This is a genomic window from Mesorhizobium sp. RCAM 05099 (genome assembly GCF_059683685.1).
In genome coordinates, this window is the sequence record NZ_CM185035.1 from 5267013 (window position 1) to 5283611 (window position 16599).

16 protein-coding genes and 1 pseudogene are annotated in these 16599 nt (G+C 63.0%); 8 read left to right on the forward strand and 9 right to left on the reverse strand.

The window, feature by feature from the left end; all coding sequences use genetic code 11:
• The first annotated feature begins 131 nt into the window (after window positions 1-131).
• Window positions 132-1037: a LysR family transcriptional regulator gene (locus tag AC56QQ_RS26075; protein ID WP_256750057.1), complete on the forward strand. Its 906-nt coding sequence runs from the start codon at window positions 132-134 to the stop codon at window positions 1035-1037.
• Window positions 1038-1161: 124 nt separating this feature from the next.
• On the opposite strand, the gene AC56QQ_RS26080 is transcribed toward AC56QQ_RS26075, so the two are convergent.
• The 7 genes from AC56QQ_RS26080 to AC56QQ_RS26110 form a co-directional block, all read right to left on the reverse strand.
• Window positions 1162-2040 (reverse strand): SMP-30/gluconolactonase/LRE family protein, encoded by an 879-nt coding sequence (locus AC56QQ_RS26080; RefSeq protein ID WP_256750058.1) that lies wholly within the window; start codon window positions 2038-2040, stop codon window positions 1162-1164.
• A 46-nt stretch (window positions 2041-2086) separates the two neighbouring features.
• Window positions 2087-3049, reverse strand: a complete 963-nt coding sequence (gene kce, locus AC56QQ_RS26085) for a 3,5-dioxohexanoate:acetyl-CoA acetone transferase (RefSeq protein ID WP_497123914.1) — start codon at window positions 3047-3049, stop codon at window positions 2087-2089.
• On the reverse strand, window positions 3046-3993 hold the full coding sequence (locus AC56QQ_RS26090) for a 3-hydroxyacyl-CoA dehydrogenase (RefSeq protein WP_497123915.1): 948 nt from the start codon (window positions 3991-3993) through the stop codon (window positions 3046-3048). Before AC56QQ_RS26090 ends, kce begins: the two co-directional genes overlap by 4 nt.
• Window positions 3994-4004: 11 nt before the next feature.
• Window positions 4005-4811 (reverse strand): SDR family oxidoreductase, encoded by an 807-nt coding sequence (locus AC56QQ_RS26095; RefSeq protein WP_497123916.1) that lies wholly within the window; start codon window positions 4809-4811, stop codon window positions 4005-4007.
• Between the two features lie 13 nt (window positions 4812-4824).
• Window positions 4825-6906 carry an ABC transporter permease gene (locus tag AC56QQ_RS26100; protein ID WP_497123917.1) on the reverse strand — a complete coding sequence of 694 codons (2082 nt, stop codon included), beginning with the start codon at window positions 6904-6906 and terminating at the stop codon, window positions 4825-4827.
• Window positions 6903-8435 carry a sugar ABC transporter ATP-binding protein gene (locus tag AC56QQ_RS26105; RefSeq protein WP_497123918.1) on the reverse strand — a complete coding sequence of 511 codons (1533 nt, stop codon included), beginning with the start codon at window positions 8433-8435 and terminating at the stop codon, window positions 6903-6905. The genes AC56QQ_RS26100 and AC56QQ_RS26105 overlap by 4 nt, the downstream gene beginning before the upstream one ends.
• Before the next feature lie 105 nt (window positions 8436-8540).
• Entirely contained in the window at window positions 8541-9668 is a 1128-nt protein-coding gene (locus tag AC56QQ_RS26110) for a sugar ABC transporter substrate-binding protein (protein ID WP_497123919.1), read from the reverse strand.
• A 221-nt stretch (window positions 9669-9889) separates the two neighbouring features.
• Here AC56QQ_RS26110 and AC56QQ_RS26115 point away from each other — a divergent pair, with 221 nt between their 5' ends.
• Complete coding sequence (locus AC56QQ_RS26115; protein ID WP_489860136.1) at window positions 9890-10570, forward strand: GntR family transcriptional regulator; 681 nt, start codon at window positions 9890-9892, stop codon at window positions 10568-10570.
• Window positions 10571-10704: 134 nt separating this feature from the next.
• Here the strand turns inward: AC56QQ_RS26115 and AC56QQ_RS26120 are convergent, their stop codons facing one another.
• Window positions 10705-10872 carry a hypothetical protein gene (locus AC56QQ_RS26120; protein WP_489860135.1) on the reverse strand — a complete coding sequence of 56 codons (168 nt, stop codon included), beginning with the start codon at window positions 10870-10872 and terminating at the stop codon, window positions 10705-10707.
• A 264-nt stretch (window positions 10873-11136) separates the two neighbouring features.
• Here AC56QQ_RS26120 and groL point away from each other — a divergent pair.
• The 6 genes and pseudogenes from groL to AC56QQ_RS26150 all read left to right on the forward strand — a co-directional run bounded on the left by groL (window position 11137) and on the right by AC56QQ_RS26150 (window position 15966).
• Window positions 11137-12758, forward strand: a pseudogene (gene groL / locus AC56QQ_RS26125) (chaperonin GroEL).
• Window positions 12759-13004: 246 nt separating this feature from the next.
• A complete protein-coding gene (locus AC56QQ_RS26130) occupies window positions 13005-13826 on the forward strand; it encodes a universal stress protein (protein WP_497123920.1) in 822 nt (273 codons plus the stop codon).
• Window positions 13827-13909: 83 nt separating this feature from the next.
• Window positions 13910-14440, forward strand: coding sequence for a flavin reductase family protein (locus tag AC56QQ_RS26135; protein ID WP_091576939.1), 531 nt, complete (start codon window positions 13910-13912; stop codon window positions 14438-14440).
• Between the two features lie 90 nt (window positions 14441-14530).
• Window positions 14531-15355 carry a universal stress protein gene (locus AC56QQ_RS26140; protein WP_497123921.1) on the forward strand — a complete coding sequence of 275 codons (825 nt, stop codon included), beginning with the start codon at window positions 14531-14533 and terminating at the stop codon, window positions 15353-15355.
• Between the two features lie 99 nt (window positions 15356-15454).
• Complete coding sequence (locus AC56QQ_RS26145; RefSeq protein ID WP_489860132.1) at window positions 15455-15673, forward strand: ChaB family protein; 219 nt, start codon at window positions 15455-15457, stop codon at window positions 15671-15673.
• Window positions 15674-15750: 77 nt separating this feature from the next.
• Window positions 15751-15966 (forward strand): hypothetical protein, encoded by a 216-nt coding sequence (locus AC56QQ_RS26150; RefSeq protein WP_489860131.1) that lies wholly within the window; start codon window positions 15751-15753, stop codon window positions 15964-15966.
• Between the two features lie 135 nt (window positions 15967-16101).
• On the opposite strand, the gene AC56QQ_RS26155 is transcribed toward AC56QQ_RS26150, so the two are convergent.
• On the reverse strand, window positions 16102-16479 hold the full coding sequence (locus AC56QQ_RS26155) for a host attachment family protein (protein WP_497123922.1): 378 nt from the start codon (window positions 16477-16479) through the stop codon (window positions 16102-16104).
• Between the last annotated feature and the right edge of the window lie 120 nt (window positions 16480-16599).

Genomic DNA, 16599 nt, shown 5'->3' on the forward strand with positions numbered 1-16599 from the left:
CGCGCAATACCGCCAGAAACGCGGGCATTCATTGCGACTCGAAAAGGCAATGGCTGCTCAAAGAAATTGCGTGTATCGTATTTTCAGAAAATGCATGCCACCGATATCAGATAAACGGAAAGCCGCGTCCTTTGCCAATCAGCCTGCGCCAGATCCGCTATTTCGTCTCGACCGCAGAGCAGGGCCAGATTTCGCAAGCAGCGGTCGACCTCGCCATTTCTCAGTCGGCGATCACCACGGCGATAAAGGAATTGGAGAGCGAAGTCGGCGCCGACCTGTTCGTCCGCTCTCCCCAGGGCATGGAACTGACCGCCGCCGGGCGACAGTTCCTGTTCCACGCCTATGACATCCTCAACAAGGTCCAGGAAGCGACCAGCCTGAATGTGCCGGCGAACACTCTGGAGGGCAGCCTCACCGTCGCGGCGACCTATACGGTCATCGGCTACTTCCTGCCCAACCACCTGGAGAAGCTGAAGCGAAATTTCCCGAAGCTCGACATCCAGCTTTTCGAGCTCAACCGCGAGGCAATCGAGGAGGGTCTTCTGTCCAACCGGTATGACATCGCCGTGCTGCTCACCTCGAACGTGCTCAATCCGGATCTGACGACCGAGACATTGATGGGTTCGCGGCGACGGCTCTGGGTCGCCTCGAAGCATCATCTGCTGCAGCGGGAATCCGTCGGCTTGAAGGAAATCTCGCAAGAGCCCTACATCATGCTGACCGTTGACGAGGCGGCGCACACCTCACTGAAATACTGGAGCAAGACACCCTATCAGCCGTCGGTCACGCTGCGCACATCCTCCGTCGAGGCAGTGCGTTCGATGGTCGCCAACGGACAAGGCGTCGCAATTCTGTCGGACATGGTTTTGCGGCCATGGTCGCTGGAAGGCAAGCGCATCGAAACCCTGGTGCCCAGCGACCCGATCCCGGCGATGGATGTCGGCCTGGCCTGGCGCCGCAATGCCCAGTTCACCCCCGCCATGGAGGCGTTTCGGTCCTATTTCAGGCAGACGTTCTACATTCCGAACAGTCGTTAGCGCTCGCACGCGGACACAGATTTGAACGCCCTGACCCTCCGCGAGGCTGAACGGGATTTGCTTCGGAAGCAACGACGTCCGCGATCATCCAAGCGAATACGACGCCGGAGTTGCCGCCCCCTTCTTACCCGGCAAATCTGGGCTCGGCTATTCCGGTCACGCCGAGACCGGTGATGGCGAACAGGCTGCCGCGCAGGACACCGTCGCCGGGAAATCGCGGCAGCGGCGGCTTGGCCATCGAGGTCACATACAGGGTGTCGAGCTTCGGTCCGCCGAACATCACGCTGGTGATCTTCTTCACCGGCATGTCGATGACGCGGTCGATGCTGCCGTCCGGCGCGTAACGCACCAGCCTTCCGTCATAGACCAGCGCATTCCACAGATACCCTTCGGCATCGACGGTCGAGCCGTCGGCCGCACCGCCCCGGCTGGTGTCGACGCGGGTGAAGGTGCGGCGGTTGGTGGCCGCGCCGGTGGCGATGTCGTAATCGTAGGCCCAGATCTCGCCGGTCCAGGTGTCGGCGAAATAGAAGGTGCGGTCATCGGGGCTCCAGCACGGGCCGTTGGAGCAGATGATGCCGGAATCGATCCTGGTGACGGAGAAGTCCGGATCGAGCCTGTAGAGACCGCCGGACGGCCCCTCCTCCATCGTGTCCATCGAACCGGCGAAGAAGCGGCCGCGCCGGTCGACCTTGCCGTCGTTGAGACGGTTCATTGGCCGGTCCGGCTCGGGATCGTGGATCAGCGTCACATCACCGGTGGCGAAATCGAGCAGATGGAAGCCGCGCTGCAGCGACACCACCGCGCCGCTGCCATCCTTGCGCAGCGCCATCGAGCCTATCTTCATCGGTACGTCCCAGCAGCGGATCTCACGCCCGTCGGCGGTCGCCCGGAACACCCGCCCGTCGAAACTGTCGATCCAGTAGAGGCGCTCCTGCTCGACATCCCATAGCGGTCCTTCGCCCAGTGTGGTCTTCACGTCCACCACGACTTCGATCTTCATACCGTCCTCCTCTGTTTGATGCCGCGCGGCGATTGGCCACGCCGCGTCAGAAAGCGACCTTGTCGCCGCCTTTCAATGACAGGATCTCGCGCGCCTCGTCGGGCGTCGCCACCTCCATGCCAAGCCCCTCGATGATCTTGCGCGCGAGCAACACCTGTTCGGCATTCGACTTCGCCAGCCTGCCCTTGCCCGCCCAAAGGCTGTCCTCCAGCCCGACGCGGATGTTGCCGCCAAGCGCCGCCGATTGCGCGGCGATGCGCAGCTGGCTGGCGCCGGCGCCCAGCACCGACCAGCGGAACTGGTCACCGAACAACCGGTCGGCGGTGCGCTTCATATGGGCGACGTCTTCCGCGTGGGTGCCGATGCCGCCGAGCAGTCCGAATACCGACTGCACGAAGAAAGGCGGCTTCACCAGCCCTCGATCGGCGAAGTGGGAAAGGTTGTAGAGATGGGCGATGTCGTAGCACTCGAACTCGAAGCGCGTGCCGTTGTCGTAGCAGGTGGCCAGAATGTACTCGATGTCCTTGAACGAATTGCGGAAGACCAGGTCGCGCGTCGCTTCCAGATGCGGCTTTTCCCAGTCGAACTTGAAGGTCTCGTATTTGTCGGCGAGGTGATAGAGCCCGAAATTGATCGAGCCCATGTTGAGCGAGGCAACTTCCGGTTTGAACTGGGCGGCAGGGCGCACGCGCTCCTCGACCTTCATGTAGGGGCTGCCGCCAGTGGTGATGTTGATGGCGGCATTGGTGCCCTGCTTGACGCGCGGCAGGAAGCGGGCAAAGGCCTCCGGCGTCTGGTCGGGCTTGCCGGTTTCCGGGTCGCGGGCATGCAGATGCAGGATCGCGGCTCCAGCCTCCGCCGCCGCGATCGCCTCGGAGGCGATCTGGTCCGGCGTGATCGGCAGATAGGGCGACATGGTCGGCGTATGGATCGCCCCCGTTACCGCGCAAGTGATGATGACCTTGCCCTTGGTCTGCGCGGCACCCGGCTTGCGGCTCGTTTGCGTCATTCTCCGAACTCCTGATCCGATTTTCTTTTATGCGCCGCCAGCGCCATAAGCCGGCGATCACGCCACACCTGCCGTGCGCCGAGACCGTCGCGCGGCAGGCGCTTGCGACGGTCGGCCTCGACGGTCGCCATGACCTCGCCGGCCCAGTCGACGCGACGAAGCATCTGCGGGAAGATGTTCGAATAGATCGACTGATAGCGCTCGACATAGTCGCGCACGCCGCCAGGCGCATTGAGATCGATGGTCTCGAACGGCCCCATGAACGACCAGCGCAGCGCCAGCCCGTCGCGGATGCCGATATCGACATCCTCGACGCTGGCGTAGCCGTCGGCGACGAGCCGAAAAGCCTCCTCCAGCAATGCACCTTGCAAGCGGTTCATGATGAAGCCGTCGAGCTCGCGCTTCATCACCAGCGGGGCGTGGCCGGCATCGACGAGGAAGGCGCGGGTCCTTTCGACCGTCTCGGCGGACGTCCACGGCGCCGGTACGACTTCGGCCGCGGGAATGAGATAGGGCGGATTGATCGGATGCACGACCAGGCAGCGGTGCCGCCCCCGCAGATGATCGGTGAACTTCGACGGCAACAGCGCCGAGGTGGAACTGGCGATGACCGTTTGCGGGCCGGCAAGGGTATCGATCAGGGAGAACACCTCCCGCTTGATCTCGAGGTTTTCGGGCGTGTTCTCCTGGACATGGACTGCATCGGCCAGCGCTTCCGCCAGCTCGGCGACAATGGCGATGCGGCCGAGCACTGTGTCGACGGATTGCCCGCGCAGCAGGTCGTTCGAGGCAAGGTCGCCGAGCACGCCGGCAATGTAGTCGCGGGCACCGCCTGTCGCGGCCGGCGACTGGTCCCACATCCGCACATCATGGCCGGCACGGGCGAAGCTGATCGCCCAGGCCCGCCCGATGAACCCGCTTCCGACAATCGCGACATTGGCCATGGATCAGTTCCTCAGAGTGTTTCGACATTGCCGTCGACGCCGAGCGACTGGCCGGAAATGTTGATCCCGGCATCGGACAGCAGGAAGGCGACCATCGAGGCCACATCATAGGGGCTGGTCATGCGGCGCAGCGAGATGTTCTGCAGATAGCGCCCGGTCATCTCCTCGTGACTGATGCCGAGCTGCTTGGCGCGCGCCGAGATGACGCCCTCGATGCGCGGTCCCTCGATGATGCCGGGCAGGATGGCATTGACCCTTATGCCGTGCGGCCCAAGCTCCTTGGCGAGGCTCTGCGTGAAACCGATGACGCCGAACTTGGCCGCCGAATAGGGCGTGCGGAACGCATAGCCGTGGCGGCCGGCCGCCGACGACATCGACACGATCGAGCCGCCGCCCGCCGCCTTGATCAGCGGCACGGCGCGCCGGGCGCACAGGAACTGGCCGGTCAGGCAGATGTCGATGCAGCGCCGCCAGTCGGCCGGATCGATCTCGTCGACACCGCCTGTCGGCCCGGCAATGCCGGCATTGTTGATCAGCGCGTCGAGCCCGCCGAGCTTTTCCTTCACGGCCTCGAACAGCCGGTCGACGTCCGCGTCGCGCGAGACATCCGCCTTGATTGCCGCGACCAGATCGATCTTGTCCGGAGCGGCGGCCAGCGCCTCGTCGGAAACGTCGCAGACGACGATGCGCGCCCCGAGCCGCGACAGCGTGTCGGCTATGGCAAAACCAATGCCGCCAGCGCCCGCTGTCACCAGCACGCGCTGGCCTTTCAGCCCGCACAGAAATTCGTCCGCAGATGCCGGTGCGCTTGCACTCATGGTCCTGTCCTTCTCATTGCAGCCGCCGTTCGCGCAGCGCCATGACGGCACCCAGAACGACCAGCCCGTAAAGAATTGCCCTTGTGGCGTAGGGAAGCGTGGTGCCGGCCAGCAGCATCTGCAGCGCCGTCAGCAACAATACCCCGCCAAGCATGCCGAGATAGTGGCCGCGCCCGCCGGTGATCAGCGCACCGCCAACCACCACCACGGCGATCGACGGCAGGAGATAGTCGTCGCCCATGCCGAGGCTTGCCTGCCCTGAAAAGCCGGTCAGCATGATGCCGACGATCGCCGCGCAGACGGCCGACAGCATGTAGACCAGGATCAGCGTGCGCTCGACGCCGATGCCGGACAAGCGCGCCGCGCGCAGCCCGTTGCCGATGCCGTAGACCCGGCGTCCGAACGGCGTGCGTCCAAGCAGCAGCACCGCCACGACCACGAAGACGACCATCAGCATGACGACCGGCGTCACGAAGCCGAGCTTGGCCGTCATGAACCAGCGCAGCAGCGGCGAGGAAAACCCGGCCGGTGTTCCCTGCGAATAGAGCAGCGCACAGCCCTGCAGAATGCCGTTGGTGGCGAGCGTCATGACGATCGGCGAGATGCCGAGATAGACGATGCCGAAACCATTGGCGAAGCCGATGGCGCAGGCCATCAGCAATACGACCGGCAAGGCGTAGACGAGCGCCGCATCGGAGCCGTTGACCATGCCGGCCAGGATTATGCCGGAAATGCCGATCGTCCACGGCACGGAGAGATCAAGGCCGCCGGTCAGGATGACCGTTCCTTGCCCGAGCGCCAGGACGGCGAGGAAGGACGACAGCACGAGCAGCGAATTCCAGTAACCCGGATTGAGGATGGCGCGGCCGAGCCAGATCTGCGTGACGATGACGATGATGAGCAGGCACACATAGGCGGGCAATGCATAGCGCAGCGTCTCCGCATTGCGCAGATGGAAGGCAGGGCGCGGCGATGCCGGGCTGCCCTGGTGATGCGATGGCCCGGCGATCCTGAGACGCCGGTCCACGCGCTCGAGTTGCGAGGGCAGTATGCCGGCGCGCCAGGCGGCAAGCCGGGCACGCGCGGCGCGCAATTGCACGGCAAGCACCGATGCATGCGAGATCGAGCCGGCGAGAGCCGCCAGCACGAGAATGGTGCCTTCGGCTATGGTCGAGTAGTAGGCCGATACATTGAGCACCAGCAGGATGTTCACCACCATCATCAGGATATAGGCGCCGAAGACCGTGCCGACCGGACCGCCCTGCCCGCCGCCGAGACGCGTGCCGCCGACGACGACCGCCGCGAACATCGACAACAGCAGCGGATTGCCGACCAGCGGATCGCCGCTGCCGGTCTGGGCGCTGATGAACACGCCGGCAAGGCCGTAGCAGCCGCCGGCGATGACATAGACGGCAAAGCGCACCAGCACGACATTGATGCCGACGGAAGCAGCCGAATCGGCATCGCTGCCAACCGCGTAAAGCGCCGTGCCGAAGCGGGTTCCCTTCAGCCAGAACCAGGCGAGCAGGACGACGCCCAGCACCACCAGCGGCATCGGCAGCCAGTTGGTGATCGCGTCGCCAAGGTAGAACGTGCCGAGATCGGGCGACACGAAGCCGCCGGGCTTGTCCATCACCAGCAGCGTCACACCTTGCAGGATGAACATGGTGGACAGTGTCACCACGATGGGCTGCATGCGCAGCACGGCGATGAAGAAGCCGTTGAAGGCCCCGACTGCCATGCCGACGCCGATGCCGACTGCCGTCCACAGCAGGATGCTGGCGCCTGGTGCCATCGGGTCCATGCTCGACGCCAGCACGACATTGACCAGCGATATCACCGCGCCGGCGGACAGATCGAAGCCGCCCGAGAGGATCACGATCGTCTGGCCGATCGCCGCGAGCGCCGAGGTCGCGCCGCCGCTCGACAGGAACGATACATCGAAATAGGTCAGCGGCCCGGCGCTAATCCAGTCGACGATGAAGAGCAGGATCGCAAGGACGATGGCGGCGATCAGCGCGCCACGATTGCGCATCAGCGCGCGGCGCAGCCCGAAGCCACCGGAAACAGGGGATGGAAGTGCCGAGCTGCTCATGCCGCGGCTTCCCCGGCATGGCCGAGCGCCGGACGCATGATGGCCGGTTCGGTGATGGCGTCACCTTCGAGCTCGGCCGCGATGCGCCCGTCGTAGAGAACCAGGACCCGGTCGCATTGGTGGACGAGTTCGGGAATCTCCGTCGAGTGCAGCAGGATCGAACCGCCAGCGGCCACGTAGTTGCGCATCATCACATAGAGCTCGTGCTTGGTGCCGACGTCGATGCCGCGGGTGGGATCGAACAGAAGCAGGATGCGGCTCTGCGCCACCAGCCATTTGGCGATGGCGATCTTCTGCTGGTTGCCGCCGGAAAACGCTCCGGCCCGAGTCCACAGCGCACGGCGGTCGACCTCGACAGTGGCGAATGCCTCCTCGACGGAGCGGGTCTCGGCTTCCATGTCGACAAGGCCGAAGCGTGTAAAGCGCGACACCACGGGCAGCGTGGCGTTCTGGCTGCCCGACAGTTTCAGGAACAGGCCCTCGGATTTGCGGTCTTCCGGTACCAGGCCGATCGCCATGTTGGGCAGCAAGGCATCGGCGGGCGAACCGAGCCAGACCTTGCGACCGTCGACAAGGATGTCGCCGCGGGTGATTTCGGCCATGCCGAAGCAGGCCAGGAACAAGTCCTGCTGGCCCATGCCCTGCAGTCCGGCAACGCCGAGGATCTCGCCCCGGCGCAGGTCGAAGCGGGCGCCGTCGAGCTTGCTGCCGACCTTGAGGTCGCGCACGCCCAGAACCGGGGGGCCGAATGCCTGGGCACTGTCGGGCTTGGGCGGAAAGGTCTGCTCGATGCTGCGGCCGATGATCTTTTCGATCACGTCGGCGTCCGAGACCGCGGCAACCGGCGCGGTGACGATGTGGCGGCCGTTTCTCAGGATCGTCAGCGTGTCGCAAAAGGCGCGGACCTCGCGCATGCGATGGGTGATGAAGACGATGGTCGTGCCCGCGGCCTTCAGCCCGGCGATGATGTCGCCAAGCCAGTCGACGTCGCGGCCGGCGAGCGTCGAGGTCGGTTCATCGAGCAGCAGGATGCGCGGCTTGCGGTAGACGGCACGCGCGATCTCGATCTTCTGGCGCACCGAAAGCTCGAGCTCGCTCACTTCGGCATCGAGATCGACCGAGAAGCCGAGATCGTCGATGTGACGGCGAACTGCCTTGCGGGCGGCAGTGCGCCGGATCAGGCCGGAGATGCCCACGGGGGCGTAGGGCAGCAGCATGTTGTCAAGGACGGAGAGATCGCGCACCAGGGTCATCTCCTGGAATGCCGTCTGCACGCCCAGCGCATGCGCGGCGCGCGGTGCGCCGTAGCCTATCTCCTTGCCGAAGACATGGACATGGCCCGCACTCGGCCGGACCAGTCCGGACAGCAGTTTCACCAGGGTCGACTTGCCGGCTCCATTTTCACCCAGCAGCGCATGGACGCTGCCGGACGCGATCCGGAACGACACGCCGTCCAGCGCGACGGTCGGGCCGAATGCCTTGCTGATGCCGTCGATCTCGATGGCGGGAAGCTCGGAGTGGTCTGTCATTGTCCTCGATCGCCGGGCTGCGCACTTCTGGGCGACATGCATTAGCGCGGATCGACGATGCACGGACAAGATGTCCGCGCATCGTCGCCATTTGCCTTGGGAGGCTTAGTCTTCCGGCTGGCCGACGAGGGCAGCGCTGAGGCCGATCTCGGGTGTCTGGTCCGAAAAGATCGAAGCGAACCAGCCGGGGTTGGAGACCAGCGACGGTTTGAAGGCGTTGCAGCCGGCCTTCATCTCCGCCCAGGTGCCCTCATCGCACAGCTTGATCGTCTCGTTGGTGACGACCGGCAGCGGCAGGATGGTGGTCTTGGGCACGTCCTTGCCTTCGATCGCCTCGACGGCGAGCTTGAGTGCAAGCGCCCCGGAGTACGGCGGCGAGGCGTAGGAAATGCGGGGCGCGCCGAGCGGCGCATAAGGCGACGCCGCGCCTTCGACTTCCGTCCCCTCCGGCAGCATCTGGATGCGGCCACCATTGGAGCCTTCACCAGCGCAAGGCAGCAGTTCGCTGGTCTTCTTGCCGGCCTCGAGCTGCATGGAGTTGGCGGTGAAGCAGCCGACCTGCATCCACAGCCCGTTGATATCGCTCCAGCTGCGCGTCGCCAGGATCTTCGAAAGTTCGGTGCGAGCGACAGCCTGGCTCCACATGCCGACAGCCTCGCCGACGATCTTGATATCGGGATACTTGGCGAAGACTTCCTTGGCGGCCTTGGTGCGCAGATCGTCGACCGATGTGCCGGGGACGCCGGTCACCGCGATGATGTTGCCCTTGCCGTTGAGCTTCTTGACCAGCCATTCGGCCGTCACCCGGCCCGCTTCCTCCTGGTCGATATGCACGTTGTAGGCGCAGGGCTCGGTGATCTCCGCGTCATAGGCAAAAACCTTGACGCCCTTGTCGCAGGCATTCTTGACCACCTGGTTGAGCGCGGTCGGCGAGATCGGGAAGATCACGATGGCTTCGGCGCCCGCCTGCACCATCGCATTGACCTGCTGGATCTGACGCTGCGCGTTTGGCCCTGCCACCTGGACCTGCAGGTCGACCTTGTCGGCCAGGCTCTTGTGCGACGCCATCGCCTTGACCATGTTGGCGGCCTCGGCCTGCCAGTCATTGCCGATAAAGCTCATGCTGAGAAAGATCTTGTGCTTTTCGGCCGCTTCCGCGGCGGACAGGCCGAAGGCGCAAGCAGCCATGCCGGCCAGCAGCGCGAGCCGCCGGACTTTCAATCCGATACCCATATGAAACTCCTCCCAATCCGAACGACCGAATGCCTCCCAAGGGCACGAAACGTAACCCTTGTCATTCGACGCCAGCGACCGTAACATCATTTGATCAAAGATCAATGATGAAATCGCTTAATATCAAAACCGGCGGTCGTGGGCGCTTGACGCGGCATCCCGAACCTTGCATTCCGGGCACAGGCGATAGGGTCGCCCTTGGGCGGGAAGGTTGACGGGAGATGGCTGGATCGGCGTTCAGGAAGCCGGGGGTCGAGATCACGCCCCTGTCCCGGGAAACCTTGCAGGACAGGGTCTACCGCCACGTCACCGAACTGATCCTCGACGGCAGCATCGTGCCGGGCGAGATGGTGACTGTTCAAAGCCTTGCCGACGCTTTTGGCGTCAGCCCGATGCCGGTCAGGGAAGCGCTGCGGCGCCTGACGGCCGCCAACGCGCTGATGGTGGTTTCGGGCCGATCGATCGGCATTCCGGCACTAAGCCGAGCGCGCCTCATCGACCTCAGGAATGTCCGGTTCGAGATCGAAGCGATCGCGGCCGCATGGGCGGCGGAGCGCATGGACGACAAGGGCGTGGCGCTGCTGCGCCAGCATCTGGATGCGCTCGAACAGGCCAATGCCGCCGGAGACGTCAAATCCTATCTCAGGGCCAATTACGCCTTTCATTTCTCGATCTATCGGGCGGCCGGCTCCGAGAACATGCTCAACATCATCGAGAACCTTTGGCTGCAGATCAGCCCCTATTTCAACATGCTGCACGATTCGGGAAACTACTCGACCGCCAACGAGCACCATCAGGAGATGTTCGCAGCACTGCGCGACCGGGATGCGGAGGCGGTTCGGGCCGCGGTCCGCGCCGACATCGACGCGGCTTTCGACGTGCTGGTCGGCCTGCTGAAGTAGCAAGAATTACCTGATCCTTCTTCACGCTGACGTCGGCGTCGGGGCTTTCACCCGCGGGACCCCATGGCGACTCTGGAGTTCGGCGTAACGGGGATGCATGCATCCACCGTCAGGACGGAGCAGCAGCTTCCTTTCTAGACGAAGGCCATCACGACCACGCCACCCACGACAACCAGGGTTAGTCCAGCGACAAGCATGGGCAGCAACGTATTGCCTGCCTTTGCGCCGCTTGCCGCTTCAGTGCTGAATACAAGGCTTGGGCGCTCTTCGAGCACTTCCTGCTTCTCGATCTGGAATTTCATTTTCGTCTCACTTCGCTTTGTTAGCGTTGCAGGGAGAACCATTCGCCGCGCCGAAGCGGCGCGTCGACATGTCAATGTTCTATCCGTCAACCGATGTCGAAGAGGAGAAGCTACCGGACTTGAAGCATCGGTTCTTTGCGCTCGCGCAAACTGGATGCCACGATGCGTTCGTCGCCGCTGCCATCCGAAACCCCGATTGATGCGCATCAAAGCCGACTGAACGTATGCTGGTTAGTTGAAGCAGACAGCAGTTCGGAGGTGATCATGGCTCACAAGCAAGTGTTGTTTCGTTCCGCGGCGCGCGAAAAGATCCTTCGTGGCGCGACCCAACTCGCCGACGCCGTGCGCGTCACGCTCGGGCCGCGCTCGAAGTCGGTCCTGATCGAAAAGAAATGGGGCGCCCCCATCGTCTGCAACGACGGGGTGACCATCGCCAAGGAATTCGACTTGAAGGATCCCGAGGAGAACCTTGGCGCGCGGATGCTCAGGCAGGCGGCCGAGAAAACCGGGGACATGGTCGGGGACGGCACCAGCACGTCGACCATTCTGGCCCATGCGATATTCGCCGACGGCGTGCGCAACGTTGTCGCCGGCGCCAGCGCGATCGATATCAAACGTGGTCTCGATCGTGCAACAAAACGGGCCATAGAGACGCTCAAGCAGATATCCCGACCGGTTTCGACCCGCCGCGAGAAAGAGCAGGTGGCAACGATCTCCGCGCACAACGACCCGCTCATCGGTGAACTGGTCGGCGAGGCGATGGAGAAGGTCGGCGGCGAAGGCGTCATCACGGTCGAGGAAGCGAAGACCACGGAGACGGTTCTGGAGGTTGTCGAAGGCATGCAGTTCGATCGGGGCTTCCTGTCGCCCTATTTCGTGACCGACCCGGAGAAGATGGAAGCGGTCCTGGAAGACGCGGTTGTGCTCATCGTCGAAAAAAGATCGCTTCGCTGAACGATCTCATCAAGCTGCTGGAAGCCGTGGCAAAGTCGGGCTCGCCCTTGCTGGTTGTCGCCGAGGAAGTCGAAGGCGAGGCGCTTGCGACGCTCATCGTCAATCAGATCCGGGGTACGTTCAAGAACTGCGCCGTCAAGGCTCCCGGTTTCGGCGACCGTCGCAAGGCCATGCTGCAGGATATCGCCATCCTGACCGGCGGCCAGGTTATTTCCGAGGATCTCGGGCTCAAACTGGAAAATGTCACGATGGAGCAGTTGGGGCGCGCAAAGCGCGTGGTCGTCGACAAGGACAATACGACGGTCATCGGCGGCAACGGTGACGCCAAGGCGATCAAGGGGCGGGTGGAACAGATCCGGCGCGAGATCGACGACACGACCAGCGACTATGATCGCGAAAAGCTGCAGGAAAGGCTGGCCAAGCTTGCAGGTGGCGTCGCGGTCATAAAGGTCGGTGCGCCAACCGAGGCCGAAATGAAGTCGAAAAAGGAAGCGCTCGACGATGCCATCAGCGCCACCAAGGCCGCGGTCGCCGAAGGCATAGTGCCAGGCGGCGGGCTTGCCCTGTTGCGCTGCATCGCCACCGTGACCGACGAGGAGCAGCATTGCGAAGGCGACGAGCGGACGGGCGTGCAGATCCTCAAGCGCGCACTTGAAGCACCGGTCCGGCAGATCGCCGAGAATTCCGCGGTCGACGGTGGCGTTGTCATTGCCAAGATGATTGAAGGCACTGGCAATTTCGGCTTCGACGCTGGGCAAAAAGTGTATGTCGACCTCGTCGAAGCCGGCATCATCGACCCGACCAAGGTGGTGCGCATCGCGCTTGAGAACGCCGTCTCGGTCGCAAGCGTTCTGCTCTTGACCGAAGCAACCATGACCGAAATCCCGGAACCGGCGAAAGAACGCGCGCTCGAACCGGAAATGACGATGTAACGCGCGAAGTGTCGTTGATGAGGCGGGAAACTGACGACCGATGATGACTTCGGCGCGGCAGTGGCGCGCTGCCGGCATTCTCATCCAGGTCGACCGTTCTCTCCTGGCGACGGCGTCCGATGTCTCGCCACCAGCGATGACGATGTGCCCTGACGGACCTGCAAGAGATGCAGGCTTTGATGCGCATCAAGGCGCAGGATCGCACCTTCGGTGATCCTGGGACAAATCTCATCGGAGGGCACAAGAATGATCTTCAACACCATCATGGTTCAACTCGATGTCGATTCTCCGGCGGCACCGCGAACGACCTATGCGCTGGAGTTGGCGCGGCGCTTCGAAGCCACGCTGATCGGTTTTGCCGCGGCCGATTCCTATGTATTTGTTCCCGGCGACGATGGCGGCATGGCGGCGGCGGAAATCATGCGTCAACGCCAAACCGAGATCGAGGATCGCCTGAAGATCCTGAAGGAGGAATTCCTGACCGTTGTCGGAGACGAGGCCTCCTGGCGCGAGGAGATCGGCGATCCGACACACTTGCTCGCGATGCATGCCCGCGCGGCTGACCTGATCGTGACCGGAGCGCCGGCCTCGGGAGTTTCCGGTGACCGCCACCGGGTGGTCGATACAGGAACGCTGGTGCTGTCGGCTGGACGGCCGGTGCTGATTGCGGCCGACGGACTTGCCCCGCTCGACCCCAAGAAGGTTGTGGTGGCGTGGAAGGATAGTCGCGAGGCTCGGCGCGCAGTCATCGATGCGCTTCCCCTCCTCACCGGCGCACAGGATGTACTGGTGGCGACGGTCGAGGAGCAGAACCAGAGAAACGCGCGCGAAAGTATCGGCGACGTCGTCCGGTTCCTGATGAGGCATGGCGTCAAGGCGAGATCGGAGGTGCTGGGCGTCGGTCATGCGGACGCTTGCGAAACCGTCATCGAACTCGCCAGCGGCATGGGTGCCGAGCTTGTGGTCGCTGGCGGCTACGGTCACAGCCGGGTCCGCGAATGGGCCTTTGGAGGCATGACTCGCTCCCTGCTCAAGCAAGGCTCGGTCAACCGCTTGTTTTCGAACTGACGATATCGCCGAATACAGGTCGTTTGCCCGAGTGGCGACCGCCTTGCGCTTGCTGATTTGGGGATGCGAGGAAAGCTATGAAGATGAAGGAACTGCCGCTTGCCGAGGTCTACCGGCTGATCGAGCCTGGTCCCGTTGTTCTGCTGACAACCCGGGCCAGGGGCCGCGCCAACGTCATGACAATGTCATGGCACACCATGGTGGAGTTCACACCCCCGACAATTGCCTGTGTCGTATCGAGCGGCGACTTCTCTTTTGCCGCGTTGCGCGACACGAAGGAGTGTGTGATCGCGATTCCGGCCGTCGGGCTGGCGGAAAAAGTAGTTGAGGTCGGCAACTGCTCAGGCCGCGACAGGGACAAGTTCGCGACGATCTGGCTGACGCCACTACCCGCCGAGCATGTCGCTGCGCCCTTGGTGGCTGAATGTTTCGCCAATCTCGAATGCCGCGTCGTCGATACCCGGCTGGTCAACAAATACAATCTTTTCGTCCTGGAGGTTGTGAAGGCGTGGGTTGATCCGGGACAGCCAAGGCCAAAGACCATCCACCACGTTGGAAATGGAGCCTTCGTGGTGGATGGAGAGATCATCCATTTCGAGTCAAGCATGCCTTGAAGCCGGCCACTTGATCGGCATCAAAGAACGCAACGCCTTGCCCGGTCTAGCTTCGGTCCATCCAATCGATACAGGAAAAGAGCGCCGCCGATGAGCTACAAATCCATTCTGCTGAATGTGGACATAGACGGTCCAATCGCGCCGATCACCAAGATCGCCATCGATCTTGCCAGGCGTTCCGAGGCTCGGCTGATCGGCTTCTGCGCAGCAGACGCACCCTTGCCCGTCACAATGGCGCCCGAGGGTGCCGCGATAGCCGCCGAGGTCTGGCAGCAATTGAGGGATGACATCCAGAAACGGTTCAAGGACCTGCATGCCGAGTTTGACAGCCTGGTTGCTGGTTCGGTGGCGACGGAATGGCGCGAAGCGCTCGACAACCCCAACCGCGCCTTGGTCGCGACATCGAGGATCGCGGATCTCATCATCACCGGTGCGGCTCAGGGGGCGTCCTCCGGCGACTCCTATCGGACCGTCGATCCCGGCACCCTCGCGCTGCGCGCCGGCAGGCCGCTTCTGATCGCGTCAAGCGGCGCGGAGCACGCGCCGACAGGTAGGATCGTGGTCGCCTGGAAGGACACGCGCGAAGCGAGGCGCGCGGTGGCCGACGCCGTGCCGCTGATGGCGATGGCAGACGACGTGATCGTGGTCACGGTCGATTCCGAGCCCGGCGACCGGACGACTGCGGGCATAAAGGATGTCGCGACCTTCCTGGGAACGCATGGCATCACGGCTCGCACCGAAGTGCTGAAGGCCGACGACGAGAGCAACAAGCTGATCGACTTCCTGAGCTCAGCCAACGCCGACCTGATCGTGTCAGGCGCCTATGGACACAGTCGCATCAGGGAATGGGTATTCGGCGGCGTTACCCGATCGCTGCTCGACGACACGCGGCTCTGTCGCTTCATGTCTAGCTGATCGTCCGCCCCCCCGACGTGCCGGGGCGTGTTCGTCAGCCACATTCCAGCCACGGGCGTCGGTTTGGGGCGTCGGTTTGGCTTGGCGATGAGGATAGCAATGCCCTATGCGACCGAGGAAGATCTTCCACCGCCTGTCAGGACGCATCTGCCCCTGCATGCCCAGGAGATCTTTCGCGCTGCCTTCAACAGCGCCTGGGACGAATATGCCGACCGAGGCCAAGAGCGTGAAGAAATAGCGCACCGCGTCGCCTGGGCGGCCGTAAAGCGCCTTTATCGCAAGGAAGGCAGGGATTGGGTGCCTCTCCGAACAATTTGATTCAGATCAAACCATCAACGCCGCATTCATTCCATATGATTTGAAATCAATCACTTGACAAGTAAAATGCAGGTTCAATGACCGACATCGTTGCGAGGCTTCTCAATGCGTGTAACGCCATGAGGAACAAGGGAGCGGATTTCCCGACGATCTGGAAGGACATCCTGAAGGGGCACCCTTACGTCGCGGGATCGCCAATCCAGGATAGCGGCGAGGATGGTCCCATGCTGAGAATTCCCCTCATCACCGGCCAGGTTCTCGTCTTTCTCGGTTCAAACTTCTCTCTCCTCTAGCCGTAGCGGCGACCTAGCCGACGCCCTGGGACGTCCCCTGATCGATGCCGATCAAGAAACGTGGCAAGCGGTCTCTGGCTGTCGCAACCTGTCCGTCAAGGTCGGCGGGGCCTTGTCCATGACCTGGGACGGGACTCAATCCGCCGCCAATGTGTTCTCGATGGCCTCGATGGGATGTTTCGCGAGATCCTTGGCCAGCTCGCCAACCAGCTTTGCCTTCAGCGAAGCCTGGAAGTGCTTGCGCAGCTCGCCCAGCGTGCGCGGATCGGCGATCACCACCACATGCTTGAACGCTTCCGCCAGCGCTTCGCGATTGAGATAGGCAGCCACGGCGGCGGCAAAGTCGTCTTCCCGCAAGCGGGAGTCGTCGGGATTGGCCATTGAACTGCGATGCCGCCCGCCCGAGCCCGTGCTAGCCGAGTGCAGCACCGGTTCGGGCAATTCCACCAGGTCGATCCGGGGCTCGGGGCTCTTGTTGCGGAAGAGACGCAGCTTCTCGCCGTCGGTGACCACGACGATAGTGCCATTAGCCAGAATCATTTTATTTCTCCTTTGACATGGTTTGATCGAGGTCCAACGCACTCCCACGCCATCATTGGCGACGATTTTCGTCGCCTCGTGGACTCGAAGGGA